General features: G+C 38.2%; 28 protein-coding genes and 1 tRNA gene. 8 read left to right on the top strand and 21 right to left on the bottom strand.

Annotation, left to right across the window (positions count from 1 at the left end; all coding sequences use genetic code 11):
• Positions 1 to 222: 222 nt before the first annotated feature.
• The gene (locus LZD48_RS08370; RefSeq protein WP_235762268.1) at positions 223 to 927 is read left to right on the top strand and encodes an ABC transporter ATP-binding protein; all 705 of its coding nucleotides are present in this window, start codon (positions 223 to 225) and stop codon (positions 925 to 927) included.
• A 1-nt stretch (position 928) separates the two neighbouring features.
• A complete protein-coding gene (locus LZD48_RS08375) occupies positions 929 to 3,232 on the top strand; it encodes an ABC transporter permease family protein (protein WP_235762269.1) in 2,304 nt (767 codons plus the stop codon).
• A 55-nt stretch (positions 3,233 to 3,287) separates the two neighbouring features.
• On the opposite strand, the gene LZD48_RS08380 is transcribed toward LZD48_RS08375, so the two are convergent.
• From LZD48_RS08380 to LZD48_RS08420, 9 genes are all read right to left on the bottom strand, one after another.
• Complete coding sequence (locus LZD48_RS08380) at positions 3,288 to 3,602, bottom strand: cell wall-binding repeat-containing protein (protein WP_235762270.1); 315 nt, start codon at positions 3,600 to 3,602, stop codon at positions 3,288 to 3,290.
• Positions 3,603 to 3,652: 50 nt separating this feature from the next.
• Positions 3,653 to 4,327: a cell wall-binding repeat-containing protein gene (locus LZD48_RS08385; protein ID WP_235762271.1), complete on the bottom strand. Its 675-nt coding sequence runs from the start codon at positions 4,325 to 4,327 to the stop codon at positions 3,653 to 3,655.
• 248 nt (positions 4,328 to 4,575) lie between these two features.
• Positions 4,576 to 4,995, bottom strand: a complete 420-nt coding sequence (locus LZD48_RS08390) for a hypothetical protein (protein ID WP_235762272.1) — start codon at positions 4,993 to 4,995, stop codon at positions 4,576 to 4,578.
• A gap of 341 nt (positions 4,996 to 5,336) precedes the next feature.
• Complete coding sequence (gene tatA / locus LZD48_RS08395) at positions 5,337 to 5,549, bottom strand: twin-arginine translocase TatA/TatE family subunit (RefSeq protein ID WP_235762305.1); 213 nt, start codon at positions 5,547 to 5,549, stop codon at positions 5,337 to 5,339.
• A 300-nt stretch (positions 5,550 to 5,849) separates the two neighbouring features.
• A complete protein-coding gene (locus LZD48_RS08400) occupies positions 5,850 to 6,419 on the bottom strand; it encodes an SCO family protein (protein WP_235762273.1) in 570 nt (189 codons plus the stop codon).
• 83 nt (positions 6,420 to 6,502) lie between these two features.
• The gene (locus tag LZD48_RS08405) at positions 6,503 to 8,257 is read right to left on the bottom strand and encodes a GMC family oxidoreductase (protein WP_235762274.1); all 1,755 of its coding nucleotides are present in this window, start codon (positions 8,255 to 8,257) and stop codon (positions 6,503 to 6,505) included.
• A gap of 25 nt (positions 8,258 to 8,282) precedes the next feature.
• Positions 8,283 to 9,050, bottom strand: a complete 768-nt coding sequence (locus LZD48_RS08410) for a gluconate 2-dehydrogenase subunit 3 family protein (protein ID WP_235762275.1) — start codon at positions 9,048 to 9,050, stop codon at positions 8,283 to 8,285.
• A gap of 622 nt (positions 9,051 to 9,672) precedes the next feature.
• Positions 9,673 to 10,272: a nitroreductase family protein gene (locus tag LZD48_RS08415; protein WP_235762276.1), complete on the bottom strand. Its 600-nt coding sequence runs from the start codon at positions 10,270 to 10,272 to the stop codon at positions 9,673 to 9,675.
• Between the two features lie 1,041 nt (positions 10,273 to 11,313).
• Positions 11,314 to 12,267 (bottom strand): calcium/sodium antiporter, encoded by a 954-nt coding sequence (locus tag LZD48_RS08420; RefSeq protein WP_235762277.1) that lies wholly within the window; start codon positions 12,265 to 12,267, stop codon positions 11,314 to 11,316.
• Positions 12,268 to 12,774: 507 nt separating this feature from the next.
• Between LZD48_RS08420 and LZD48_RS08425 the strand changes: the two genes are divergently transcribed.
• Positions 12,775 to 13,164 (top strand): tyrosine-type recombinase/integrase, encoded by a 390-nt coding sequence (locus LZD48_RS08425; protein WP_235762278.1) that lies wholly within the window; start codon positions 12,775 to 12,777, stop codon positions 13,162 to 13,164.
• Positions 13,165 to 13,247: 83 nt separating this feature from the next.
• On the opposite strand, the gene groL is transcribed toward LZD48_RS08425, so the two are convergent.
• Positions 13,248 to 14,876 carry a chaperonin GroEL gene (gene groL, locus LZD48_RS08430; RefSeq protein WP_235762279.1) on the bottom strand — a complete coding sequence of 543 codons (1,629 nt, stop codon included), beginning with the start codon at positions 14,874 to 14,876 and terminating at the stop codon, positions 13,248 to 13,250.
• A gap of 68 nt (positions 14,877 to 14,944) precedes the next feature.
• Positions 14,945 to 15,229, bottom strand: coding sequence for a co-chaperone GroES (gene groES / locus LZD48_RS08435; RefSeq protein WP_156856926.1), 285 nt, complete (start codon positions 15,227 to 15,229; stop codon positions 14,945 to 14,947).
• A 342-nt stretch (positions 15,230 to 15,571) separates the two neighbouring features.
• Here groES and LZD48_RS08440 point away from each other — a divergent pair, with 342 nt between their 5' ends.
• Positions 15,572 to 16,288 (top strand): CPBP family intramembrane glutamic endopeptidase, encoded by a 717-nt coding sequence (locus LZD48_RS08440; RefSeq protein ID WP_235762280.1) that lies wholly within the window; start codon positions 15,572 to 15,574, stop codon positions 16,286 to 16,288.
• A gap of 46 nt (positions 16,289 to 16,334) precedes the next feature.
• Here LZD48_RS08440 and LZD48_RS08445 read toward each other — a convergent pair whose 3' ends face one another.
• Complete coding sequence (locus tag LZD48_RS08445) at positions 16,335 to 17,267, bottom strand: hypothetical protein (RefSeq protein ID WP_235762281.1); 933 nt, start codon at positions 17,265 to 17,267, stop codon at positions 16,335 to 16,337.
• A gap of 65 nt (positions 17,268 to 17,332) precedes the next feature.
• Positions 17,333 to 17,968: a redox-sensing transcriptional repressor Rex gene (locus tag LZD48_RS08450; RefSeq protein WP_235762282.1), complete on the bottom strand. Its 636-nt coding sequence runs from the start codon at positions 17,966 to 17,968 to the stop codon at positions 17,333 to 17,335.
• 146 nt (positions 17,969 to 18,114) lie between these two features.
• Between LZD48_RS08450 and LZD48_RS08455 the strand changes: the two genes are divergently transcribed.
• Complete coding sequence (locus LZD48_RS08455; protein WP_235762283.1) at positions 18,115 to 20,034, top strand: ABC-F family ATP-binding cassette domain-containing protein; 1,920 nt, start codon at positions 18,115 to 18,117, stop codon at positions 20,032 to 20,034.
• Here the strand turns inward: LZD48_RS08455 and LZD48_RS08460 are convergent.
• Complete coding sequence (locus tag LZD48_RS08460) at positions 20,031 to 20,192, bottom strand: hypothetical protein (RefSeq protein WP_235762284.1); 162 nt, start codon at positions 20,190 to 20,192, stop codon at positions 20,031 to 20,033. The two genes, LZD48_RS08455 and LZD48_RS08460, sit on opposite strands and share 4 nt — an antisense overlap.
• Here LZD48_RS08460 and LZD48_RS08465 point away from each other — a divergent pair.
• From LZD48_RS08465 to LZD48_RS19040, 3 genes are read left to right on the top strand one after another with little or no spacing between them, the layout of a single operon-like run.
• Complete coding sequence (locus LZD48_RS08465) at positions 20,186 to 20,368, top strand: CNNM domain-containing protein (RefSeq protein WP_235762285.1); 183 nt, start codon at positions 20,186 to 20,188, stop codon at positions 20,366 to 20,368. The two genes, LZD48_RS08460 and LZD48_RS08465, sit on opposite strands and share 7 nt — an antisense overlap.
• Positions 20,369 to 20,390: 22 nt before the next feature.
• Complete coding sequence (locus LZD48_RS08470) at positions 20,391 to 20,642, top strand: hypothetical protein (protein ID WP_235762286.1); 252 nt, start codon at positions 20,391 to 20,393, stop codon at positions 20,640 to 20,642.
• Positions 20,643 to 20,671: 29 nt separating this feature from the next.
• A complete protein-coding gene (locus LZD48_RS19040) occupies positions 20,672 to 20,827 on the top strand; it encodes a hypothetical protein (RefSeq protein WP_369010255.1) in 156 nt (51 codons plus the stop codon).
• A 343-nt stretch (positions 20,828 to 21,170) separates the two neighbouring features.
• Here the strand turns inward: LZD48_RS19040 and LZD48_RS08475 are convergent, their stop codons facing one another.
• The 7 genes from LZD48_RS08475 to LZD48_RS08505 all read right to left on the bottom strand — a co-directional run bounded on the left by LZD48_RS08475 (position 21,171) and on the right by LZD48_RS08505 (position 26,773).
• Positions 21,171 to 22,352 carry an FtsW/RodA/SpoVE family cell cycle protein gene (locus tag LZD48_RS08475; RefSeq protein WP_235762287.1) on the bottom strand — a complete coding sequence of 394 codons (1,182 nt, stop codon included), beginning with the start codon at positions 22,350 to 22,352 and terminating at the stop codon, positions 21,171 to 21,173.
• 575 nt (positions 22,353 to 22,927) lie between these two features.
• Complete coding sequence (tsaD, locus tag LZD48_RS08480) at positions 22,928 to 23,938, bottom strand: tRNA (adenosine(37)-N6)-threonylcarbamoyltransferase complex transferase subunit TsaD (protein WP_235762288.1); 1,011 nt, start codon at positions 23,936 to 23,938, stop codon at positions 22,928 to 22,930.
• Positions 23,935 to 24,384, bottom strand: a complete 450-nt coding sequence (gene rimI, locus LZD48_RS08485; protein WP_235762289.1) for a ribosomal protein S18-alanine N-acetyltransferase — start codon at positions 24,382 to 24,384, stop codon at positions 23,935 to 23,937. Before rimI ends, tsaD begins: the two co-directional genes overlap by 4 nt.
• On the bottom strand, positions 24,377 to 25,084 hold the full coding sequence (gene tsaB / locus LZD48_RS08490; RefSeq protein ID WP_235762290.1) for a tRNA (adenosine(37)-N6)-threonylcarbamoyltransferase complex dimerization subunit type 1 TsaB: 708 nt from the start codon (positions 25,082 to 25,084) through the stop codon (positions 24,377 to 24,379). Before tsaB ends, rimI begins: the two co-directional genes overlap by 8 nt.
• Positions 25,085 to 25,096: 12 nt before the next feature.
• Positions 25,097 to 25,555 (bottom strand): tRNA (adenosine(37)-N6)-threonylcarbamoyltransferase complex ATPase subunit type 1 TsaE, encoded by a 459-nt coding sequence (gene tsaE, locus LZD48_RS08495; RefSeq protein ID WP_235762291.1) that lies wholly within the window; start codon positions 25,553 to 25,555, stop codon positions 25,097 to 25,099.
• Positions 25,556 to 25,564: 9 nt separating this feature from the next.
• Positions 25,565 to 26,527, bottom strand: a complete 963-nt coding sequence (gene thiL / locus LZD48_RS08500; protein WP_235762292.1) for a thiamine-phosphate kinase — start codon at positions 26,525 to 26,527, stop codon at positions 25,565 to 25,567.
• 169 nt (positions 26,528 to 26,696) lie between these two features.
• A tRNA-Asp gene (locus tag LZD48_RS08505) sits at positions 26,697 to 26,773 on the bottom strand.
• Positions 26,774 to 26,823: the final 50 nt, after the last annotated feature.

Raw genomic sequence — 26,823 nt, forward strand, 5'->3', positions numbered from 1 at the left:
TCTGTAAATTTTTAATTAAATAGTATTTTCAGCTTACAAAAAACAAATGTTAAAAATTGAATTGAAAATAAACAACCAGTACTTTAGTCATTATTATTCCATAATTATAATTTTTAGGAAAAATTAATAGTCAGAGGAAGTTGCTTATGATAACATGAATCTTGCATTTAGAAACATGCTCATATTCCGTTCATTAGTTATATTCTGTTGGGAGGATCATCCATGTCAAAACCAATCATTGCAGTTAATAACTTGGTAAAAACCTTTGGATTAGGTGATGTTAAATTCCAGGCAATTAAAAATTTGAATTTCACAATTAACCGTAACGACTTCATCGTCATGGTAGGGCCTAGTGGAAGTGGAAAATCGACCTTGCTCAATATATTAAGCGGGCTTGAAGTTGCAGATGAAGGAAATGTACGCTACGAGGAAACGGATATTAACCACCTTTCTAGCGCGAACCGAACGAAATTCAGAAAGAATAACATTGGATACGTTTTTCAAAAGTACTTATTACTGTCTAATTTAACAGCAGCAGAAAATATCGCTGTAGGAGTAAATAATAAAGAGGATTTGGATAAGATTCCCGATTTATTGGAGAGATTCGGTTTAGAAGAACATCAACATAAACTCCCCTCTGAATTATCAGGAGGTCAGCAGCAAAGGGTTTCAATTCTTCGAGCGTTAATTAAAAAGCCGAAAGTGTTAATTTGCGATGAACCAACCGGTGCACTTGACCAACATTCAAGTAAAGAAGTTCTCAAAGTAATTCAGCAATTTCATGAAGAAACAGATATGACAATCATTATGGTAACCCATGATAACAAAATCCCTCTTATCGGTAATCGTATAATAGAAATAAAAGATGGAGAAATAAAAAATGTTATAGAACAACAACCAAAAAAAGTGAAAGAGATTGATTGGTAAGATGAAGATAATTAGGAAACAAATACGGAAATCAATACTAGCCAAAAAATTCCAACTGCTCTCTGTTTTTTTATTAACCATCTTACTTGCTACGGTATTTAACTATCTTATTGGCGGGATGACCGTTGTACAGGAAACATATGAGAATCAAATGAAGCATTCTCAAGTAGAGGACTTTCGAATGCTGCCAACCCTAGAATTAGAAGATCATACGGAGGAGATAATCGAAGAGTACCAAATCAGCTCAGAAGATCTCGAAAGCCATTCTTTGATGGAGTTAATCGATGAATACCAGGTTTCACTTGCTGATTATGATAAACCAATCATGGACTCACTTGCACAACAATATGGATTTGACTACCAGCTTTATGAAGAAAGCATCATCAAAGAAAATGACATAACTTATTTCTTCACTCCATATCAAGAAGACATTAGCAATTTCACGATTGTAGAAGGGGCTTCTCCTAATAAACGCGAGGTATCCTTAACGTTTCAGTATGCTGAACAAGAAAATATTAATATCAGCGACACAATTGATATTTTAGGCTCTACTTATACGGTCAGTGGATTGCACACAGGTCCATTACATAATTTCTTATATTCTAATCAATATTCCGATAGTATCATGCTTACTTCTAACTTAGGTGTCCTTATGAATGAGGATGATTTCGAGAATTTGGACAGCCGGAATAAATCATATGTCTATTTAGGTAAGTTATATGATGCAGTAGTCGGGGAGGATACTTTACAAACAATCGAAAATGATCCAGAAACCGATCAATTCCTCTATCCTGAAGATGTAGCTAGCATTAGTAATATTGAGAATGACATTAGCACTAACACGTATCTTGGGATTGTTGCTGTTACTATTCTATTTATTACAATCATCGTCATTCTCATCATCCTGATTCGAAATTTACTCGACCAATTAGATCCTGATTTCGGAATCCTGCTAGCTATCGGTAAACAGAGAAGAACGATCATTTTCGGATTTGACTTTTATATTTTATTATTACTGTTCGCTATTATGATCGGCTCATTCCTTGGTATTCAACTACAGCAGCAGACGTTCACGCAAATGCAATTAACATACAATCTGCAGCAATTTCTTCCTTATGATTTAATATATGCTTTGTTATTTGGAGTCCTATTTATCGTGATAATGACAGGGACCATCCTATTATTTGTTATAAGGAAGTTGAATGTAAATCCATTAGAAATGATCAACAGTGTCAGTACAAAGAAACAGCATACTGCTGTTTTAAAAACAATCAAAAAGTGGAATGCCTTCCGCCCATTCACTCAACGATTCAAATTGTCATTCACTTATAAAAATATATACTTTTTATTTACGCTCGTATTCTCTATTCTTATCGTATTTAATTTATTCTTACTCGGTTTAAATTTAATTACATCGAACCAAACGAGTTATGAAACATATCAAGACAGCATTCATTATGACACAATGGATATTCAGGCGAGTATACAGCGAGATGACAATGATTTAAATCATATCGGCTATAGTGGAAACTATTCCCTGGAATCGACCGACAATGACACGACTGAAGAAGCGATTCAAATTCTAGCGGTAAAAGATAATAATCCTTATTTTGATTCTATCGAACAAGGAACAATTATTTTAAATAAAAAATTGGCACATGATTTCGGCATTGAAACCGACGATTCGGTAACGATAAATTTCAATGGGAATGAAGTTACTTTTCATGACATTATCATTAATGATCAAGCGCTTGATTCAAATAATTATATGAATTTAGAGCAGTTGTGGGAAGTTGAATCAGACCTAGAGGAAGGATCTTATAATCTCACTTTCAATGAGCCAACTGGATCAGAGGTATTGTATTCTACGGAAAAAGAAGATGAAATTCATTTTCTGGATGAGAGCATTATGCAAATGAATGTATTGATTGTGGTTTTATTTATAGCAACTACTCTCATTTCCTTTATTCTATTAATATTGATTGCCAATTTAATGGTGAATGAGAATACGGAGGCGATCCAAACTCTGCATTTATTAGGGTACAATTTCCGCCGCATCTTTCATTTATCAACCGATGTATTCAAGTTACCTATTGTATTGTCCGTAGTCTTAGCATTAGCAATACATCCATGGATCATTCAATTAATGGAACGAATTATCAATATGAATAACTCGACTATTTTCATTGAGATTAATACTTCAATTTCCACGATTATTATAAGTGTCATTATCATTTTAGTAATCTATTACATCGCTTTTATATGGAATTATCTTTTCCATATTAATAAAATAAAGAAATCATAAAGATAGACGGCAATAATCCCAGAAGCAAGGTCTTATTGCCGTCTATTTTTACATCTTATTTCACCAATTTCTCTAAATCCTTCGCGACTTTGTCACTAACCGCTCCCTTACCACCAAAGATGGACAAATTTGAAAGCTTCTTACTTGTAATAAAATTAGCTACTACATCAGGTACCCGCTGATGAACGAGCAAAATAGATGAGTTGTTTTTTGCCGCAAGTACAGCACCGGTTAAAGCATCGGCGTAGTTCGTACCAGTAGCTACATATATGTTCTTCGTATCAATATTAGATTGTTTATTAATAGCTATATTTGTTTCGTAACGATCCTTCCCACTCCAGCGGGTTGAATTTGGTAGCTGGCCTTTCACTTTTTCTGATACTACGGCCTGACCGCCCACTACAATCGTACGTTTAGCACCTAATTTTTTACCGCCTGACTTGTTGGTTCAGATAACTTGTTCGCACTCGTTAATAGAATTGGTATACCCTGGGTTGCAGAATAAGAAGCTGCGGAAAGTGCATCTGGAAAATCCATCCCATTAGCAACAACTATGTTGTTCGTACCATTTGGAGCAACTTCATTCGCGATTAAAGCCGCTGTTCCAAATCTGTCATTCCCGGAAATTCGGCGCACGTTAAGTTTTGCTGATTTCAACTCAGTCTCTACATTCTTACTAACGGCACCCGACCTACCTAAAATAACCACGTTTTTTGCACCTAAACGCTGAATTTCTTTCAATACATTTGCACTCAATTTTGCACTTGATGTCATCAGGATTGGCGCATCCAATTTGTAAGCAAGCGGAACTCCCGCAAGCGCATCTGCAAAATTATCACCGCGCGATAAAATAACAGTACTTGCAGCACTCCACCCGTCCTTGCTGATTTCGATTGCAGTTTCATACCGGTTATCGCCGGAGATACGATCAACTGACGCACTATTGGCTTTTTCAAACTTCAATGTTTTTCCCTGCTTAGGGTTCTCCGCGACATCTTGAACGGAGACGACAGCTGTATAATTACCATTCTTCAATCCCGATAAAGAAATAGTGAATGCTCCATTTTGTTCTAATGTTAAAGCTCCACTTTTCACTATCTTTTGGTTCGCATCTCTCAATTGGTAATTGGTTCGTAAATAATCATTGACATTGTAATTTTCACCATAGATGTTCTCAACTGTTCATTTGAAGTTAATAAAATTATCAAGGACTTTCCCTGTTATCTTATTCCCTGAAACAGGGTTGAAGTTAATTTTCGACGGTGTTTTCTTCACAAGTAAGGGACCACTTTCCACGAATCCTTATCAAACATACCATCCTCATAATGAGAACGGGCAAAAAATCATAATGAATATACACTATAATGCATTAAATAGATCAAATTAGGGTTTGGATATTCCCACCTAATATACCCTCCATTTGTTTTAAAATCGTACTGCCCAGGTCCTTGGTAACCTAATCTGAGGATAAATCCGATGGTTCCATCCCTGTAGTGCCCGCCAGTAGGGTTCATTGCATCCCAAACTTCTGCATTCAATGACACCTTCTTCTTCAATCCCATCTTAAAAATATCCTCATCAAACTTGCCATCCCCGTTTGGTGAGATAATATTGCGCTCTAGATTGACATAATCAATAACCGTTTTAATATCAGGATTACTTTCTAATTCATTCGCGACTGTACCTGTTGGATAAAGCAATCCGGCAAAAAGGACCAATATCGAAAACATAGCAACATCCCGAAGCCTGGCTTTCTTATTCACATATACATCCTCCGATTCATCAGGATGCTCTTTTGGTTGGAATTGGCATATAAACGTGGTTTATTTTCCTGTTAATGCGCTCCACATGCTGAATTGGGAAAAGGTCCGCATTCTCCCCCCTTATTAGCTCGCTCGTCTTGTTTGTCATTTCGAAACAGTAGTCCGTTAAAAAATACACTTAGGCTGATATATCTTATTCTATTTTCATTTTAAATGTAAATAAATAGGGGGAGTGTAAACTAAACTGTGTAAGTGAGAGAGCGTCGCTCTTACTTCGCAGTTTAGTTTACCCCCCCCTGACCTACTTATCTATAATTATAAGTATTCAATTTATTTAAAACTTAGCTTTTTCCATTTCCCATTTTTTCCTTGTCGTCTCCTTTGTCGTCTGTCTCATCATTATCATCTATTAAATTATTAGTTGAAGTTTTAAATTCACGTAATGTCTGTCCAGCAGCTTTACCTATTTCCGGTAATTTTTTAGGTCCGAAAATGATAAGAGCAAGTAGAATAATTAAAATCAAACCTGGAATGCCTATGTTAGCAATGCCCATATTATGATGCCTCCAATTATAAAGGGTTTTTAATTTTTTCTTGCTCATTCTCCCTCTTTGTCTTCACTAACTCTGTAATTTTAAAACCGTCATGACTTTAGTTAGTTTATCAAATGTGAATCCAGAAACTTTTCTATCATGATCATTAAAATTTAATGTAACACATACAAATGAATCACCTACCGTATAGAGTGAAACTAAATCACTATAATTATGCATCCGATACTTAACAACTGAGCAAGTAATTATTCTTATAGTTTGATTAAAATAATAAAGTGACTTTTCCTTAAACTCTCGGCTCTATAAAACTGTTCGTAAATCATCCATAAGTATTTCTAGTTCATCTGTATTCATCCCATTATATTCCTTAACAATAATTCCTTTAGGATTAATTAAGTAAAAGTTAACCCCATGAGATCTCTGACCAACCGCACCTCTTTCTAATACGGAATTAAATGTATCTTCAGATATTCTTTGAATAGTCTCAAAGTCATAGCCTGTTAAAAAACTCCATGATTCCAGATCGACATCATATTGATTGGCATACTCTTTTAAGACACTTGGCGTATCATATGAAGGCTCAACACTAAAAGATATAATTCTTGGTCTTAAACCATCCATATCCAATTTCTTTTGTATATCTGCCATACGAGCTGTTGTAATAGGACAAACTGCTTCACAGTTCGTATACATAAAATTAGCTACCCACCAATCACCTTTTAGACTTTCAAAACTTAACGTATCTTCATCTTGTGTGATAAATTCAAATTCTGTCATAGGTTCAGACAAATTCATTTCTATTTTCGCTTGATTTCCGCAAGAAACCAAAAAAATAAATATAAGAAAGACTAAGACCTTTACATATGCCAATGTCTATCCTCCCCTTAACCATATATCCTAATAATATTTACTACGACTAATATTTAGGGGACTCATACATTCATCTCTGTTTTCTAAATATATTTTTTAGATTCTTTGGCTCTGACCAATTGTCCACCATCATTGCTTAAATATTTATCAATACCTTCAGCAGCTCGATAAGCTAAAGCCCCTGCTGTACCAGTTGGATTCGGTGCTCCGAAATGCGGAAATGCCGAAGCCCCTATCACAAACAAATTATCCATATCCCACATCTGTGAATAGTTATTTACAGCTGAGGTGTCTGGTGATTCACCCATGATTGCACCACCACTACTGTGTTGGAAGGTAAAACTAGCTTTAACGTGCTCAATATCTTCACTAGGTTCGACGATATCTGCCCCCATCTCTTCCATCATTTCAACACAGATGTCTCTACCAAAACTTAATAAGTTGTGATCTTGTTCTTCAAAATCAAATGTTACACGTAGCAATGGATCCCCAGTGCTGTCTGTGTATGTTGGATCAAGATCCAAATAATGATGCTTCCAAGGCATTACAGCAAACATAAAGTTGACATTTAGTACACGATTAGCGTAGTATAAAGACTTTTCTTTAAATTCACTCCCCCATCTCGGAGTTCCCCTAGGTACTGGATTATTTGAAATTGGCCCAGCCCCACCTTGAGTTATTCTACATATACCTCCATGAATAAAATCAACTTCTGAATGATCAAAGTTATCACCGACATAATCAGTAAAAATAGCACCTAGCCCTCCAGCTCCCATATGCAAATTAAATTTTCGATCATTAAAAAAACCTCTAGCTGCACTAGCACCGTCAGCGGCATGATGATCACAAAAATTTTTACCAATGACTCCCTCCCCAGTTTCAGGATTATATGGAGTCCCAATTTCGGATAAAAGTAATAAACGTACATTATTAAATGTATAACTTGTCAGAGCAACGACGTCAGCAGGTTGTTCAAATTCTTGTCCTGTTCGAGTATCTGTATAGAGTACCCCCGTAGCTTGTCCTCCTTCATATAAAATACGTGTCACATTGGCATCCGTACGAAGTTCAAAATTACCTGTATTTTTTGCAGTTGGTATAACGGTAATAACAGGGTCTGATTTGGCACCAAATTCACAACCATGACTATAACAAAATGAGCAATATTGACAACCATAAATCGTTTGTCCATCCGGATTCTCATAGGTTTCTGATATACTTGCTGAAGGCAATGAGATAGGGTGGTAACCTAAATTTTTAGCCGCTTCCTTAAATAAACGCGTGGCTGGAACTTCTTTCATTGGTGGTGTTGGAAAAGGACTAGAACGTTCGGGTCCCATTGGGTCTTGTTCGCCAGAAATTCCCGCCATCTTTTCAAATTTATCATAATAAGGCTCTATTTCATCGTACGTTATCCCCCAATCTTGAATCGTCATTCCCTCGGGTATCTTTTCTTTACCGTACCTCTCAACCGTTTGGCTGAAAATTTCATAATCATAGGGTAAGTAGCGATGACATTGTGCTGCCCAATGACTCCCTCCACCTCCAGTATTTGTTCCTATCCTCAAATTTTCAGGTTCACGAATTGGTAATGCTTGGGAATCTAAGGTGTTGCGAAAAGTGAGTGTATCATCAGATAGACTATTCATCATTTCATTTCTTGAATGACCATATTTTAATTCATCTTTCATTTGATTATAATCTTCTAATGTCTCTTCCTTACCTCTTTCCAATCCAACGACTTGATATCCAGCTTTAGAAAGTTCAGCAGCAATAATACCCCCAGTCCAACCAACACCAACAGTAACAACATCTACTTTTTTCAAAACCTTTGGCATATTTACCTTCTCCTCCTATAGGCTTTTAATTATAGTTACTCAAGCTAATTGGATCCATAAAGTTGAATTCTTCTTTTTCAATAACATTAATGTAAGAACTTTGAGGACCTGGATATTCTTTCATACGCCATCCATCCATATTCCTGTTTCCACCATAAAGAGGGTCAGAATAAGCCCCTTCAAGCGTTCCTTGTATAAGCATATTAAAAAACGTATCAGAACCTACACCTTGTAATTCAATTTCTCCATTCTCAAACATTGTTAAGACCTCAATCTGTTGTTCTTCATCCAATTCTTCAAATGAGTCTCCAAATTCGTTTTTACTAACTTCAGTGATTTTACGAATTCCTTGAATAAAGATCTCTCCTCTGTTTAAGGCAGATTGAAATCCCTGAGTGTCCTCCCCTTCTATAAATGGTCCCTTCATGTACTCATCTGTATTATTTCCCCATGCTCCCGCTAACTGCTTATCAATAAAATACGGAACCCCCAACGCAATTGCTCCAGGGCCATTGTCATCCTCTGGTAAAATTCGTTCCGTTGTCCAACTCAGCACACTAAAATCTTCTCGACGATTAAAAAATACTCTTGCCTCACTAAAATCTGGAGCTGTTTCATTAACTACGTCGTTTTCAGTACCTGTCCACCATTGGTTACCAATTATACCTCCAATCAATCCGCTACCAATTATACCTCCAGTAACAAGTCCTGCTTTTTTAATAAAGTTACGTCTACTTATTTCTTCTTTTTGATTCGATTGAGTTGTCTGTTTTTCACTGTTGTTTTTATCCAATATCAAACACCTCGCTTAGTATTAGAACTCTGAAAACATGATTCCATTGTCCGAATTAAAGGTTGATTGTAATCATCAAGCATTTATTTTCATTACCACATAGATATGCACTCTGCACTTTCTTTATGAAGGGATATATAGACAAATTCATCTAAAATCAGAAGTTCCACTTTTTCAAGTTGCTTTATCAGTCCGGGGTGTCCGAGGTGGAAACCCATTTGGTTCGCCTCTATTAATCAACTGTATGATGGAATTATTGTAAAAGGAGATCATCCCGGCCATTGAGCGTGAGGATGGAGAAGATAGTCTCCGTTACGGATTGGAAGAATAGTTGAAAGGTTAGATGTAGGATATCTTTTTAACATACCCAATTAATACTAAATGAATCTATTGTAAGTCAAAGTTATGGGGGGACCCAAAAAATATATAGTCATTATAACTATCAATCCATATTATATTAGCTTAGAATGAGTTAAATTACGTTAGTCGAGGAACAAGGTAAGACATGTGAATATGAACATATGGTTCTCTCGCTACAAATACTTTTTAAAGTTAAACGACCACAGCCCATGGAATATTGGGCTATAGCCGCTTAGTTAATTACGCTCTTAATCAACCAAAATTATTTATCAAAAACTTTTACTTGAACATCTGCATCAATATGCTCTTTTGCGCCTGCTTCTTGCTCAACTGAACCAAATGGCATTTGTGCAAGCATTTCGTATGTTTCTGGTAGATTAAACATTTCTTTCGTTCCTTTATCGAAGCCTTGTTCATATCCAACGTTAAAGTGTTGTAAGCTTGCACCTAAGTCCATTTCTGCAAGAGCTAACCAAACAGCGTATTGTGCGTTCGCATTGTTGTTTTGTTTGTAAGCTTCTTCACGTACTCCTTGTGCAGGCATTTTTTCAACTTCTTCTTTATCTTCAAAGAATAGAACGGTACCAATCGCATTCTTCGATCCCGTCATAATCCCTGACATCATTTCCCACAATTCGCCTTCAAGTACATTCTTTTGCACATCATAAATGTGATCCCAGAATTTATTGTTTGCTTCATCGAATAATACAACAACACGTGTTGTTTGGCTGTTGAAAGCGGAAGGTACTTGTTTCACAACCTCACGAACTCTATCTGTAATTTCCTTTTTTGAATACTGACTATCCGTTCCTAATGCATAAATTGAACGGCGTTTTTCTACTAACTCTACAAATGTTGACATAACCAATCTCCTTTAATTTCCAAAATATATTTTGTAGTTAATTTGTTTGTTAAGATAACTTACTAAATGTAAGTATAGCAAATAAAAATATACTATCAAGTAATTAACTTACCTTTTATCACCATCGTTACATTAATAGTCGTTTTAATGTTTACAGGAATCTCTCAATCGACTGCTCCATTAAAAGGTAAGAATCACGGCTGCTATACCGGGTATATTATGGATTACTGTTGCTAGAACGGCGGGTAAAACAGCTATAATTATAACAATAATCGTGATAATTGGGATGAAACACTGTTACTGACTACTGCAACTAAAACTATTTAGCGTTTTGTAATACTTAACTATCTTTTTTCTCTATTTAATAACACGTTTTAGGCCATCTAGAAAATCTTGCAATTTTAACAACACCAAAAAGGCTACCTCCTTTCACTTAGGAAGTAGCCTTCTATTTATATACTAGACAGCTTCATAAAAAGGTTGAAAATGGGGAGAATAATGGCCTTAACTATTCCTCCTGATATAAGGTCTTTAAAGCCTTACATCATGCCGCCCATTAGATGAGAGTGTAATACCTTTAACGTTAGGTGCTAGAAGTGCGGTATATCAAGGTTTTGATGAACCAGAGTCGTAACATCTTTAATGAGGTGTTACCGTAATTCATGAGATTGCGTTAGCCAAATGTTAGCATTTTGTTAACTTATTTTACCAACCCATTTCTATTAATTAGAAACTATTAAACTATTTGAAGAGATGGCGTCCTTATATTTGAAGAAAAAATAATGAGTTTAAAAGTAGATATGGCTGGTTACGAAAATGGGCTAAAATGACTAGTGAGCGCGCCAGAATAGATGCAAAAGCTAATAACACTCATATTTTTTTCTATGAGAAAGATGGAAAGCTTGTAAAGGAACTTCCTAATGGTGGCATTTTCCCCTTGAATAAAGATGGTGAATCTTAATGCATAATCATAATCCAATGTTCTTTGTGTTTGCAGCACAAAAAATCTCTAATCGCTTGTATTAATGAACGACTATTTCATTAATTCCGCAATATAATATACACTAAGTAAATAATGTAGGCGGCGACAAGCACGAATCCTTCCCGCTTTCCAATTCTAAAGCTCGTTCTTGAGAACACCAATAATATAATAGTTAGTACAATCATAAGAATGACATCAATAAACATTTTATCGTTTGTTGCTAGTGGAGAAATAGTAGCCGAGGCACCAAGTACAAATAAAATATTAAAAATATTACTCCCGACAATATTACCCAGCGCAATTTCACTTTCTTTTTTCAATGCCGCAGAGATGGAAGTGACAAGTTCGGGAAGGGATGTTCCTATTGCAATAATCGTTAACCCTACCAATGTTTCACTCATACCGAGAGAATAAGCAATTTCTGTACCGTTATCTACTACCAAATCCCCTCCAAATATAATTGCAGCCAATCCTAGTATGGTAATTAATATATTTTTACCCCACCTGATGTCCTCAGGAACTGGTTCGTCTGCTTTCTCTTTCCGACTTTTTAGGCCAATCTCAATTACATAGTACATAAAGATGGATAAGAACAATAAAAAAATAAATCCATCACTGCGTGTAAGTAGGTTGCTACCCGATCCTTGCAATGTAATATCACTCATAAGAATTAGCAATGCTACACTTGCGAGAAAGGTAAATGGGATTTCTTTTCTAATGGTCTCACTTTCAACTCTCAAAGGATATAAAAATGCTGTGACACCTACAACAAGGGTAATGTTAAGAATATTGCTTCCAACTACGTTACCAAGTGCAACATCTGCATTTCCTTCCAATGCTGCAATAATACTGACAGTCGCTTCCGGTGAACTTGTTCCAAAAGCCACAATAGTTAACCCAATTAAAATAGTCGGAACCCGGAGCAGTTTGGCAATATTGGAAGATCCGTCTACAAAGAGGTCGGCGCCTTTTATCAATAATGCAAAGCCGATAATTAATAAAATATAACTCATTGTTTATTCTCCCTAACTCATTTAGTTTCTATTATTTTCTAATTACTATAAATACATACCACATTAAAACGAAATTTAAAAGTATAATGAAAATCACTTCTAGAAATAACTTTTTCAATGGCGCCCAATTGCAGTATAATCTTTTCTGATGTTACTGGTATCGTGGAACAATGCCAACATCCTTGATTGTTACTCTATTTCTAATCCAAACGGTGTAAGAGAATACGTGGAAACATATCCAGATATTCCAATTTTTATGAATGAAGTACTTGCACTATACTTTGAAGGAAATCCCATTGTCTAAAGATGAAGTTTTATGACCTATTGGATAATGGAGACGATGAAAAATTGATATCATTGGTTGAGGAAGACAAAGTGCAGTTTTATAACATAAAGGATATTAATGATACCTTTATCCCCTATCTGGAGAAAGATTTAACTCAACTAAGAGATTTGGAGGAACAATGGGAAGAGATAGTTGCAAGAAAGTCTTGACGTAAAATAATTGTGGATGAAGAAATCATCAAAGCTTTAAAAGAGCATAAAAGGGTTCAGAGGCAAGTAATTGAACAACTAGGAGATTTTTACTACAACAAAGACTTTATTTTCGCAAAAATGGAACGGCAACAGGGTTATCCGATTGTCATTAAGACCGTACAAAATCGGATGAAAAGGTTGCTACACCTTGCCAATCTGAATCAGGAATTAACACCACATTCACTAAGACATACACACACATCGCTCTTAGCAGAGGCAAGTGTTGCTCTTGAACAAATTATGGACAGGCATGGACACTCAGATGATCAAATTACAAAGGATGTCTATCTCCATGTCACCCAAGAATTGAAAAAAGAAGCCTCTCAAAAGTTCAGTGAACTCATGAGAAGCCTCCGTTAATTTACCTCAATGTTAGCAAAATGTTAGCATTTCACCCTCATCTTATATCAAAACCCACTCATATCATGGGTTGAAACGGCTTATTACATCATGCCGCCCATTCCACCCATACCGCCCATGTCAGGCATTGCAGGTGCATTTTCTTCTGGCTGATCCGCAACTACAGCCTCAGTAGTCAAGAACATAGCCGCTACAGATGCTGCGTTTTGCAGTGCAGAACGTGTAACTTTTGCAGGGTCTACGATACCAGCTTCGATCATGTTTACCCACTCGTTCGTAGCTGCGTTGAAGCCGATGCCCTTTTCTTCGCCTTTCAAGCGTTCAACAACGATGGAGCCTTCAAGACCTGCGTTGTCTGCGATTTGACGAACTGGTTCTTCGATTGCGCGAAGTACGATGCTGACACCAGTTGCTTCGTCGCCTTCAAGTGCAAGTTCGTTTACTTTCTTGTACACTTCAAGAAGTGCAGTACCTCCACCGGCAACAATACCTTCTTCTACTGCTGCGCGTGTAGAGTTTAGTGCGTCTTCAATACGAAGTTTACGCTCTTTCAATTCCGTTTCCGTTGCAGCTCCTACTTTAATTACTGCAACACCGCCTGCAAGTTTCGCTAGACGCTCTTGTAATTTTTCTTTATCGAATTCAGAAGTAGTTTCTTCTACTTGTGCACGGATTTGTGCTACACGGCCTGCGATTTGGTCTGGGCTGCCAGAACCTTCAACGATTGTTGTGTTTTCTTTTGTTACAACAACCTTAGCAGCACGTCCAAGCTGTTCGATTGTAGTGCTCTTCAGATCAAGTCCTAGATCTTCTGTAATTACTTCCCCGCCAGTTAACGTACCGATGTCTTCAAGCATTGCTTTACGACGGTCACCGAATCCTGGTGCTTTAACTGCAACTGCGTTAAACGTTCCGCGAAGCTTGTTCACAACTAATGTTGCAAGTGCTTCACCTTCAACGTCTTCAGCGATAAGAAGTAATGGCTTGCCTTGCTGAACAACTTGCTCAAGAACTGGTAGTACTTCTTGGATGTTGCTGATTTTCTTATCTGTAATTAGAATGTATGGATCTTCAAGAACTGCCTCCATTTTATCTTGGTCTGTTACCATGTACGGGGAAGCATATCCACGGTCAAATTGCATACCTTCTACAACGTCAAGCTCTGTGTTGAATCCTCTTGACTCTTCGATTGTAATAACGCCGTCTTTCCCAACACGCTCCATCGCTTCAGCAATTAACTCGCCTACTTCATCGTCGTTAGCAGAGATTGCTGCAACTTGTGCAATGGATTCTTTGTTCTCTACAGATTTAGAAACATTTTGTAATTCTTCTACTGCGGCTTGAACTGCTTTTTCAATTCCGCGGCGAATACCTACTGGGTTCGCACCAGAAGTTACGTTTTTCAGTCCTTCACGGATCATTGCTTGTGCAAGAAGTGTAGCTGTTGTTGTACCGTCGCCTGCTACATCATTTGTTTTGGAAGCAACTTCAGATACGAGCTGTGCCCCCATGTTCTCGAATTGATCTTCCAATTCGATTTCTTTTGCGATTGTTACACCGTCGTTTGTAATTAATGGTGCGCCGAATTTCTTATCCAGTACAACGTTACGTCCTTTTGGTCCAAGTGTAACTTTTACTGCATCTGCTAATGTATTTACTCCACGAGCTAATGCGCGGCGTGCATCTTCACTGAATTTAATATCTTTTGCCATGGTTACAATTCCTCCCTAGTTTTAATTATAAATGTATGTTTAAGTATCTTAAGTATAGGTAATTTAAATTATGAAATAACAGCTAGAATATCGCTTTCTCGTAGAATCAAATATTCTTTCCCGCCGTATTTCACTTCTGTTCCAGCAAACTTAGAGAAAATAATGCGGTCTCCTTCAGACACTTCAAGAGCAATCTTTTCACCACTGTCTGTTACACGGCCAGAACCTACCGCTACTACATTACCTTCTTGTGGCTTTTCCTGTGCAGAGTCTGGAAGTACAATCCCGCTTGCTGTTGTTTCTTCTTGCTCTACAAGTTCGATAACAACACGATCTCCTAATGGTTTAATCATCTAGAACTCCTCCTTGATTCTAAAGTCTATTTTTTGTTAGCACTCAACCGCAGCGAGTGCTAATCACAATTAATATAATAAGTAATAAGTTAAAAAAATGCAAGCAATGTATCTGTCTTTTTACTATTTTTTAATTCTGATCTGGAAAAGGAGTTGGAAATAGATATTATTGGAGACTTATACATATAATTGGGTATAGATAAGATAAAGTGAAACTTCATTCGGTGGGAATTTTACGGACGGTTACACCGGGATAAAAGTGGGACCAATACTCTGACCCCACGCCCCGATTTGTGTTAAAATACGTTTGTGTTAATTTATGATAAAAGGAGTCGTTTTGTTTTGCCGAAGAGATATTGGTATGTGATTGTTACGTATTTGATTATGCAGTTTTCTGCGCTTCCGGTGGCATTGTATATTGAATTATATTTTCCTGAAAGTTATTCACAATATATGATTTATTGGACGATCTTCAGTTTTACTGCTGGAATGCTCGTTACGTTATGGCTGATGAGACCAGACATGCAGAAACCGGCACATCGAGATGCTTCCCCTGCTTCTTCTGTGATTCTTTGGTCGATCCTTGGGGTGTTTCTAGCTTTCTTTGCTCAAGGCATCGCCGCTATGATTGAAGTCTTTATTCTCGGCATCCCAGCAGGATCGGAGAATACAATGGGAATCATGGAATATGCCCGGACAAATGTACTCTTTATTTTGGTACCAGCAATTATTGCGCCAATCCTTGAGGAGATAATTTTTAGAAAGATCATCTTCGGGAGCCTCTATAAGCGGATGAACTTCTTTTTCGCCGCTATACTATCAGCGCTTGTCTTTGCTGCTTTTCATGTAGATTTTTCCCATCTTCTTATGTATACCGCTATGGGACTTGTATTTGCTTTCCTTTATGTAAAAACAAAACGGATTATTGTTCCGATTATCGTCCACGCGGGGATGAATTCTTATGTTGTTTATAAGCAGTACAACTTAACACCGGAGGAAATCCAAAAAATGTTAGATCAGCTCGAACAACTGCAGACTATTTTATTTAGTTGCATATAAAGAAATGGAAGATGACTTCATATCAAAAGTCATCTTCCATTTTTTCCTATTGTATTTCCTGTAACATCTCAATGATTTCATCAACGTCTTCAATCGACTCTTCCATCACCGTATAACGTACGACATATAAATCATTTTCCTTAACGAATATACGTCCAATTTCTTCTTGGTTCGGCTCCGTCGCATCTCCGTCCACACGGAATTGATACATCACTTCGCTCTCCGTTGCACCGAAACGTTCAAATTCAAATTCACCTGTTGTCATATCTTCTAAACTTAACTCCAGTACACTGATGAAATTCGCAAGCCCACTAATTTCGTTACCATTCTCATAGTAATCATAAGTGATGATTGCACTGTAATTTCCTAAGTTTTCATCAACTGGGATATATTCAGCTGTTGTTTCGCCTTCCCCTTCTTCGTAGCTTGCAAGCAGCCATTCTTCTTCCTCAAATGGTGTTGGAAGACTGGTAATTTCATTTGCATAATCCCCAGTTATTTCGATTGCTTCCCTTTCTGCAGGAAGTGGATTAACCTCGATAATTTCCGATTCATAAATCTTCCATTTTCCATCATCCAACTGAAGAACATGCTCCCCTATCGTTTCATTGTTCTCGAATTCGCTCCCGTCCTTATCGACGGTGCGCTGCGCGTAAGCAACGACTGCCCTGTCATCTGACTGTTCTTTCACTTCCAGATCGTTCAGCTCGATATCGAGAGAGAACTCAAAGAATTCTTGAATCGTCTCTTCCGTTGAGTCATAAGCTGGTGAATACGGGTGGATTGTCTCCATATAACCGTCCAAGTCTTTTTCCATCAAAGCCTTCACATTAGACTCCAAGACAGAATAGAATACATCTTCCGTTGCTTCTACGTTTTGCTCTGCCGTTTCCTCATTCTCTGAATCATCCGAGCAAGCCGCCAAAAACAGACAGGAGAAGATAACCAGCACTCCTGCCAATAATTTACGATTCGACACGTCTTCCACACCCCTACATTTTTCTCCAGTTTCTCTTCAATTTCCTGTTTCTCTATGTATATATCCTAGTTTGACTCGAGTGGATAATGCTTCAAGAAATAAACAAGTGCCTGCAGTTCAACGGCTAAGTCAATATGATGAACGCGTACATTATCTGGCACCGTAATCCGAACAGGTGTGAAGTTCAAGATACCTTCAATCCCTGCTTTCACTAATTTCTCTGTAATCGCATCTGCTTCTGATACAGGGACGGTAAGAATTGCAACGGAGATCCCCTCGATTCTCTCCATCATTTCACCAATCGCATAAACCGGAACGCCACCTACAATTTGGCCTATCTTGTTTTCATCACTGTCAAAGGCCATTTTTATTTGGATATTATTATTTTTTGTAAAGTTATAATTTAAAAAAGCGGTACCTAGATTACCGACACCGATTAAAGCTACCTCTGTCATTTCATGCTGGTCAAGCGTACTGCGGAAAAAACCAAGCAAATATTCGACATTATAGCCATAACCTTTCTTCCCTAATGCACCAAAGTATGAAAAGTCACGACGAATCGTGGCAGAGTCAACTTTAATCGCTTCAGAGAGATCCTTTGACGAAACCCGGTTCTTCCCTTGTTGATTTAAAGTGTTTAAATAACGATAATACAACGGAAGCCGCTTTGCTGTTGCTTGTGGTATTTTATTTTGTTTCATATCTGCTCCTCATTTCATGATATACGAATTATTTAGTAGTTGTATGGTCTATTCTAACAGAAAATGAACAAAATGTCGTGATGATTTTCACAAGTAATTTCCTTCTGTCGATATTTACGTTACAATACATATAATGGGGTGAATGTATGATTTTAATGCAAATGAATGGACTTTCGAAATCTTTTGGTTCGGAAACCATTTTATCAAATGTAAAACTTGAGGTAAAAGATCTCGATCGAATAGCGATTGTCGGGAGAAACGGGGCAGGTAAATCTACCTTATTAAAAATAATGGCTGGAGATCTCTCCTATGACACGGGTGAGCTGATTAAGCCGAAAGAGCTGACGATTGGATACCTTTCCCAACATATGGAACTGCAATCCGGTAAAACAATCTGGAATGAACTTGTCACGGTATTTGACGATTTAAAAAAACAAGAAGGAAAATTACGTCATATAGAAGAGCAGTTGCAAACCACCGACTTACTCTCGGAAGCTGATTACCAAAACTTACTGACAGAATATGATCGGTTGCAGCACGCCTTTGAAACTGGCGGCGGTTATACGTATGAAGCAGAGATTAAAGCGGTATTGCATGGACTCAATTTCCAAGATTATGATTACAATACGATGATCAGTGAATTGAGTGGCGGGCAGAAAACAAGGCTTGCACTTGGGAAGCTGCTCCTGCAAAAGCCACAGCTTCTGCTTCTTGACGAGCCGACAAACCATTTGGATATCGAAACATTAGGTTGGCTCGAATCTTACTTAAACAGCTATCCAGGGGCTATTGTCATTGTTTCCCACGACCGTTACTTTTTGGACAAGACTGTAACACTAGTCTATGAGATTTCAAGACATCAGACGAAGAAATACCACGGGACATATAGTAAATTTCTTGAACAAAAAGCAGCTGATTATGAACGGGAACGGAAAGAGTTCGAGAAACAACAAACAGAAATTAAACGGATGGAAGATTTCGTCCAGCGTAATATCGCCCGCGCTTCGACGACGAAGCGAGCTCAGAGCAGACGGAAACAGCTTGAGCGAATGGAACGGATGGACAGGCCGCTCGGAGACGAGGCATCCATGTCCTTTTCTTTTGATATAGAAAGGAGAAGCGGGAATGATGTCTTGAAGATTGAAGACCTCGCCCTCCGTTATCCGGATGAGGAAGAGTATACCTTTAAACAGGCGAATCTAAGAATCACACGCGGGGAGCGGGTCGTTCTTATCGGGCCAAACGGGGTTGGCAAAACGAGTTTACTTAAAATACTTATTGGGAAACTCCAGGCAACAAAGGGAATCTTTGAGCTTGGGACAAATGTGAAAGTTGGCTATTACGACCAAGAGCAGGCAGATCTTTCCTCGAATAAAACAATCCTCCAGGAACTTTGGGATGAATATCCGCTCGTAATGGAAAAAGATATCAGAACAGTGCTGGGTAACTTTTTGTTTAGTGGAGATGATGTCTTAAAGCCGGTAAATACGTTAAGTGGCGGAGAAAAAGCGAGACTCGCCCTTGCGAAACTAATGATGCAGAAAGCTAATCTGCTTATTCTAGACGAACCGACAAACCATTTGGATATCGACAGTAAAGAAGTACTGGAAGCAGCACTCATGGGATACCCTGGAACAATTCTTTTCGTTTCCCATGACCGTTATTTCATCAATCGGATTACAGACCAAGTTGCACAGATGAGTAAGGATGGAATCAAGATTTATCTCGGAGATTATGACTATTATCTTGAAAAAACAGAAGAAGAAAAAGAATTTATCAGGCTTTCCCAGCAAAAAGAGGATAAGCCAAACACCGATAATAGGCGTCGCAGTTTTCAGGAAGAGAAACAGCTGCAAAGCGAGAAACGAAAGCGCGATAGAAAAATCGCACAGCTTGAAACTGCCATTGAGGAAAAGGAATTAGAAATTGCAAACCTTGAAGAAGAAATGACTAAGCCTGAAGTATTCCAAGATCATGAGAAAGCACTGGAATTAACGAAACAAGTGAACGAGCTGAATGACAAATTAGAAGAACTAATGGAGAGTTGGGCAAATTTACAGGATTAATGAATTTCATAATACGTACTTAATGCTTCACCATCACCATCTGTAGTTGAGTTGGTTCGTTCCCAACTACAGATGGTGATGGAAAGCCGACTTTGGTAATTATGAAATTCATTCGGATGAGTAAAAATACAATTTATTGGAGGTTGGCCAGATGACAATAGCAATCGCAACACTTATCGTTCTTATACTCATTAACGCATTTTTTGCCGCTTCTGAAATTGCACTCTTCGGGCTAAACGATAATAAGGTAAAACAACAACCAGAAACCGGTCACAAGAAGTTTATCCTAAAAAAGTGTAATACGGAAACCGCACTTTGTCATCGAAACACGTAAGATTGAGGAATTATTTGCCAGTATGAAAAAGCAAAACACCCATATTGCAATTGTTCTTGATGAAAATGGCGGAACAGAAGGCTTAGTAACGATTGAGGAAGAGATTGTCGGCGAAATTTCCAGTGAAGATATTCTATTAAAGGAACATCCAGACATAAACAAAGAGTTCAAGGAAATCGGAACAAATGAATACTTGGTTAAAAGAACAATCGGCTTGTATCAATTGGATGAAATGCTTGCCATCGGTTTACCAATCATGATTTTGATACATTAAATGGATTTCTTATTCATGAGCTTCGACATATTCCAGCGCTTGATGAAGAATTCGTCATTTCCTATAACAACACAGAATTCAAAGCGAGGAAAATAGGAGAAATCGGATTGTCTCTATCGAAAATAAAACGGGGAGAAGTTGAACCTAACTTTTCCTCGTTTTTTATTATAAACGAAGGAAACTGACGATAAGATACGATAAATGAAGATGTCAAGGCTTCCATTCAGAATGTTCACGTTTTCTTAAGAGATGTTATCGATTTCACTCGGATTGAGTTGAATTGCCTTATCTATTACGCTTACTATAGGTAAAGATAAAGGAGGAGTATAAATGAAAAAGTTATCAATATTCTTCAGTAATTTCAAACAAGCGATGGACCAATACGGTCAAGCACACATCATCATAGCTCATGCTACAGAAAGCTTTAGCAACAGATTGAAATAACCCCCTTTCAAGCTCCATCATTTACACCATTATATTTATCCACTAAAATAAAAATGAGCACCCTCTTAGCAGAGTGCTCATTTTTTATTTAAACAAATAATCATTCTGAATTGTATATTCCACAGCTATCCGATAAATAACTCCGACCCCGAGCATCGTCGCCATCACCGAACTCCCCCCGTAACTGATGAGCGGTAATGGGATTCCTGTCACCGGCATCACTCCGATCGTCATACCGATGTTTTGAAACACGTGTACAAGTATCAAACTCAAGAAGCCAAAACAGAAATACGAAGCAAATGGAACAAATTTATCCATGCTTAACCCTAACGATACAAGCTTATAAATTAACAGAAAGTACAGCAGAATCACTAAAGATCCACCAATAAATCCGAAAGTCTCCCCAACTACTGAGAATATAAAATCCGTCTGGGCTTCCGGGTAATACACCTCGACTCCGCCAAGACCTTTCCCAGTTAACTGTCCGGAACCAAGTCCCATGTAAGCTCGGTCAAAATGCCAATTAGCTGAATCGGTCGATTGTGTCGGATCAAACCATGTTAGAATACGGTCGATTTGATAATGTCTGCTCGGTCCAACTACCAATTTAGCAAGTGCGGGAAATTGGACAATAAAAATAAGTACAGCCCCTAAAAAAGTACCGACAACCCCTACTAAACTAAGAATGATCTTCCAGCTGATTCCTGCAAAAATAATCATCATCCCAAGGATAAACAAATAAACCATCGCTGTACCAAAGTCAGGCTGCAGCATAATCAAGCCGACTGGAAGCATCGTAATTCCTACCATTTTCAACAAGAGCATCGTATCTGACTTTAACGTACTCTCTTCAAACTTTTGTTTATGCTTACTGATAATAACTGATAAATATAATATCGTCGTCAACTTAACGAACTCTGCCGGCTGGATCGATACGCCGGGAACAATATTGTTAAACCAGCTCTTCGCCCCATTCACGGAGTAGGCAATTGACGATGGACTGACATATAATATAATTAACGATAAAATACCAGCAGCATAAATATATACACTGCCTTTATACAATTGTTCCATGTCCAAGAATTGCACCGACGCAGCAAATAATAGCCCTACAGAAAACCAAACAATCTGTTTAAAGACAAAATTATCATTTTCATATTGCTCAAACTGTGCCGCATTATAAATAGCTACAAGACTGGTCACGAAAAATAAAACGATTAAGATTAATAAATCGGTTTGCACATAATAGGACTGTTTTTTTGTCATTGCTGCATCACCATACTTCTTTTTCTGAAATCTAACTTTTCTAATCATTATCCACAAGCTATTTATTGAAAAAAGCCCGCTATAATGGTCATTAACAATTCCACCCACATTATCCACAGTTTTCGGGAGTTTTTATCCCACTTTTATTCACATCATGAACAGTGGTATAAGAAGGATTCGATATTGTATCCACAAGACTGTGCATAAGTTGTGAATAAACTCCACAACTTACTGGGGATTTCTTTCTCGCAACATAGAAGATTATAGAAGGGATACTGTACTTTCAAACTTACTCCAGTCCAATCGATAAAGGAGGCTTATCCCCTCTTATACCCAAGTAGTGAAAGCGGGCATCGACTCACGATCATCTTCTTAGTTTTCTTTATATCAAAGAAAAGAGTGAAAGTTCGATCACATATGGAGCAACCTTCTATCCTGACAGACACAGTTTGGACGTGGCTGCGACTACTGGATGTGCTAGTATAAACGCTCTTCGGCGGGGTGAGTAATCACAGTCCGAAGCGTTGCGAAGACAAGCGCTTGCTTAACCTGCAAGGACGCTTCCACCTTTGTTCTTAAATGAGTTCGAGGGAGGGGTTTGCGTTCAAATCAAGACCATCCCGTTTTCCTTGTTCAAAAGCAATGGTTCCAGCAGCAGCTATCATCGCAGCGTTATCTGTGCATAAATTTAGAGGAGGGATCAGTAATGGAATTCCAGCTTCGTCAAACTGGACTTGCATTTCCGTACGCAAACCTCGATTTGCTGCAACTCCGCCCGCAACAATTACTTGCTTCACGTTTTTTTCCTTAGCAGCTCGTAATGTTTTTGTTGTTAACACTTCAATTACACTTGCTTGAAAGCTTGCTGCAATGTCCTCTTTTTTTAACGTTTCTCCACGCTGTTTCGCATTGTGGATTTTATTGATAACTGCAGATTTTAATCCACTGAAACTAAAATCATAACTGCCTTCATCGAGCCAAGCCCGCGGAAAATCAATTGTTTCCTTACCAAGTGCAGCTAAACGATCTACCTCAGGGCCTCCGGGATATGGCAATTCTAACATTCTTGCAACCTTATCGTAAGCCTCACCAGCGGCGTCATCGAGCGTCTCACCGAGCAATTCAAATTCGCCATGTTCTTTCATTAACACAAGTTCGGTATGGCCACCAGACACGATTAAAGCAAGCAATGGAAATGTAAATTCCTGCTCAAATCGATTAGCATAAATATGTCCTGCAATATGTTGAACACCGACTAAAGGCTTCTTTTTCGCAAAAGCGAGTGCTTTCGCAGCATTCACACCAACGAGCAAAGCTCCTACAAGACCAGGCCCTTCTGTAACTGCAATCGCATCAATATCTTTCCATTCCACGTTTGCTTCCTCTACCGCTTCTTCAAGCACCATCGTCATTTGCTCAACATGATGGCGTGAAGCTATTTCCGGGACAACTCCGCCAAACCGTTTATGGCTCTCAATTTGAGATGCAACTACGTCTGAAAGTATTTCCGTACCGTTCTTCACTATAGCAACTGCTGTTTCATCACAGCTCGTTTCAATACCTAGTATGATTTTTTCATTTTTCATTTTAAATTCACCCACATCACAAGAGCATCCTCCTGATCATCTGTATAGTAATTCTTCCGGATACCTCCAGGAAGAAGTCCGAATTTCCGGTACATTCTCTGTGCAACGATATTGGAAACTCGAACCTCCAAAGAGAGCTGTACCGCCCCAATACGAATTGCTGCCATCATTAAATGATGGAATAATTGCTCTCCTATTTTCTTCCCGCGGTACTCAGGCAAGATAGCAATATTTGTAATTTGTGCTTCATCTATGACAATCCACATCCCGGCATAACCGATAATTTCACCACCATAATCGACAACAAAATATAATGCATGCATATTATCTGTTAATTCATGGTAAAAAATATCCGATGTCCAAGGGACCGGAAAGGAAGACTTCTCTACTTTCAATACTTCTGGCACGTCTTTGATTTCCATTTTGCGTATCACAATTTTAGCCATTGCTCTTTTTTTCCTTTTGGTTTTTTAACCAGTTCGCCTCAGCCTCTGCTAAGCGTAAGTAATTTGGTGCAAGTGTATGAATATTATCCGGGTTCCTTGTTAAACTTGCAAGCCCTAGATGTGCGGGGTTGGTAATATGATAAGGACCTTCCGGCATAACAGCCAAATCACCTAAGGTTTCCATAATCAGTTCTTTAAATGATGCTATATCTGGGCTTAAAAATAAAACAGGCTTTCCTTCCGCTTGTAAATCTTTCAAAACATTTACGAATAACGTATTCTGATCTTGAACCGGATTCGTCAGCTGTCCACTCTTCCATTCATAAACTCCTGTATAAACGAGCCCTCTGCGCGCATCAAAAAACGGGCAAACAAACCCGTCAAAAAAACGTCCCTGGTAACTGAGCGCCTCCAGACTGGAAACTCCAACAATGGGGACCCCAAGCGCCCACGCAAGTGTCTTCGCTGTTGTAAGTCCTATCCGTACTCCAGTGTAAGAGCCAGGACCTTTCGCAACAGCTATCTGATCTAATTCCTCGACATCCATTCCCACTTCAGCCATCAACTGATTGATTGCCGGCATTAAGCGTACGGAATGGTTTTTCGTCAGATTTGTCATGATTTGCCCAATCACCTGGTCATTTTTCATAATTGCTACACCGAGAACATGATTTGATGTATCAATGACAAGTACATTCATATTTCGTAACCTCTAATCCTTCATCTTGTATAAAATGCTGCAGTAATGATCACCAAATGCATTAAATTTCAATTTCCTTGCCTGGTCATCATCTGTATATTCAATACCTATTTCTAAACGTTCTTCGGGTAAATAGTCTTTAATAAATTCTGCCCATTCAACAACAGAAACACCATCACCATGAAAGTATTCCGAAAAACCGATATCTTCATCTGAATCTTCCAGTCGATATACATCCATATGATATAAGGGGATTCTACCCTTATATTGTTTAACAATCGTGAATGTCGGGCTATTTACATTACGTGTAATTCCAAGTCCTTTAGCTAATCCTTTAGTAAAAGTTGTTTTGCCTGAGCCTAACTCACCTTCCAAGGTAAGTAAATCACCAGGTTGTAAAAGATTAGCGAGTCTCATCGCAATCTCTTCTGTTTCCTCAAGGGAATGGGCAATAAATTCTATCGAGCTCAAATGATCCACCTACTTTAAATGTGTATACCCTTCTTTTGACAACTTATTTATATTCCCGTTCTTATCAAGATATACGGCATGCTCATCTTTATTCATCACATGACCGATTGCAGTCACACGAAGGTTTAATTTTTCCGCCTTCTGTTGAACCGTCTGCCAATCTTTCTTTGCAACCGTACCAACAAGTTCAAAGTCTTCTCCGCCAAAATACTTCCATTTATGTTGCAGTTCAGCAGGAAATGCAGCTAGTCCTGGATGAGTTGGTACTTTTTCATCTTCCAATACAATGGAAACACCAGACTCCTCCGCGATCTCATGAACTTCATTACCAATTCCATCGCTAATATCATTTAAAGCTAATCGCTTAATACTCCTCAGTGAATTAGAGAATGTTACTCGAGGGGTAGGGAGTTGATGTCTGTTAATGAAATAATCCCTTCCATCAATTTGAAGATCATGCTGTAAAATATATAAGCCTGCTCGGGAATCACCTAATGTTCCCGTAGCAAAAACAATATCGCCTACTTTTGCCAAATTTCGGTATCTTGCTTTTCCCTTCTCTATTTTCCCAATAACGGTAACCGATAAAACAAGGTCTTTTCCTGATACCGTGTCACCACCAATTAAATCAGCACCATGGCGGTTAGACAAATGTTCCATCCCCTTAAATATTTCAAGAAGTTTCGACTCCTTCATCCTATCTGGCACAACAAGAGAAACTAAATAATACATAGGTAACGCGCCCATCGCAGCAAGGTCACTGAAGTTTGCTGCTAACGCACGATAGCCTAATTGAAAGGGAGACATTGTTTTTTCTGTAAAATGAACACCTTCAACAAATGTATCAACAGCAACTGCCAGCTCGCCTGCCGTCTCTCGGAAAATAGCTGTATCGTCGCCTATACCTCGCTCTAAGGACGCTTGTTTATATGTTTTTTGTTTAATCGCCTCTATTAAAGAAAACTCATTCATCGTCTTCACCTTTTCATCTATTTACACTACCTATCATAGCAAAATACGATGTAAAAAGAAATATTCGAGGTGCTTCTAACACTTTTAAGCTTCATTTATTTTAAAAAAGTACTTAAAAATAAAAAAACAAGATTTCAAATTTGAAATCCTGTGCAAATAGACTATGTAATGGCGGTCCGGACGGGACTCGAACCCGCGACCTCCTGCGTGACAGGCAGGCATTCTAACCAACTGAACTACCGGACCTTGGTTGCGGGGGCAGGATTTGAACCTGCGACCTTTGGGTTATGAGCCCA

This window comes from Oceanobacillus alkalisoli, assembly GCF_021556485.1.
In the GTDB taxonomy this organism is placed as follows: Bacteria; Bacillota; Bacilli; order Bacillales; family Amphibacillaceae; genus Oceanobacillus; species Oceanobacillus alkalisoli.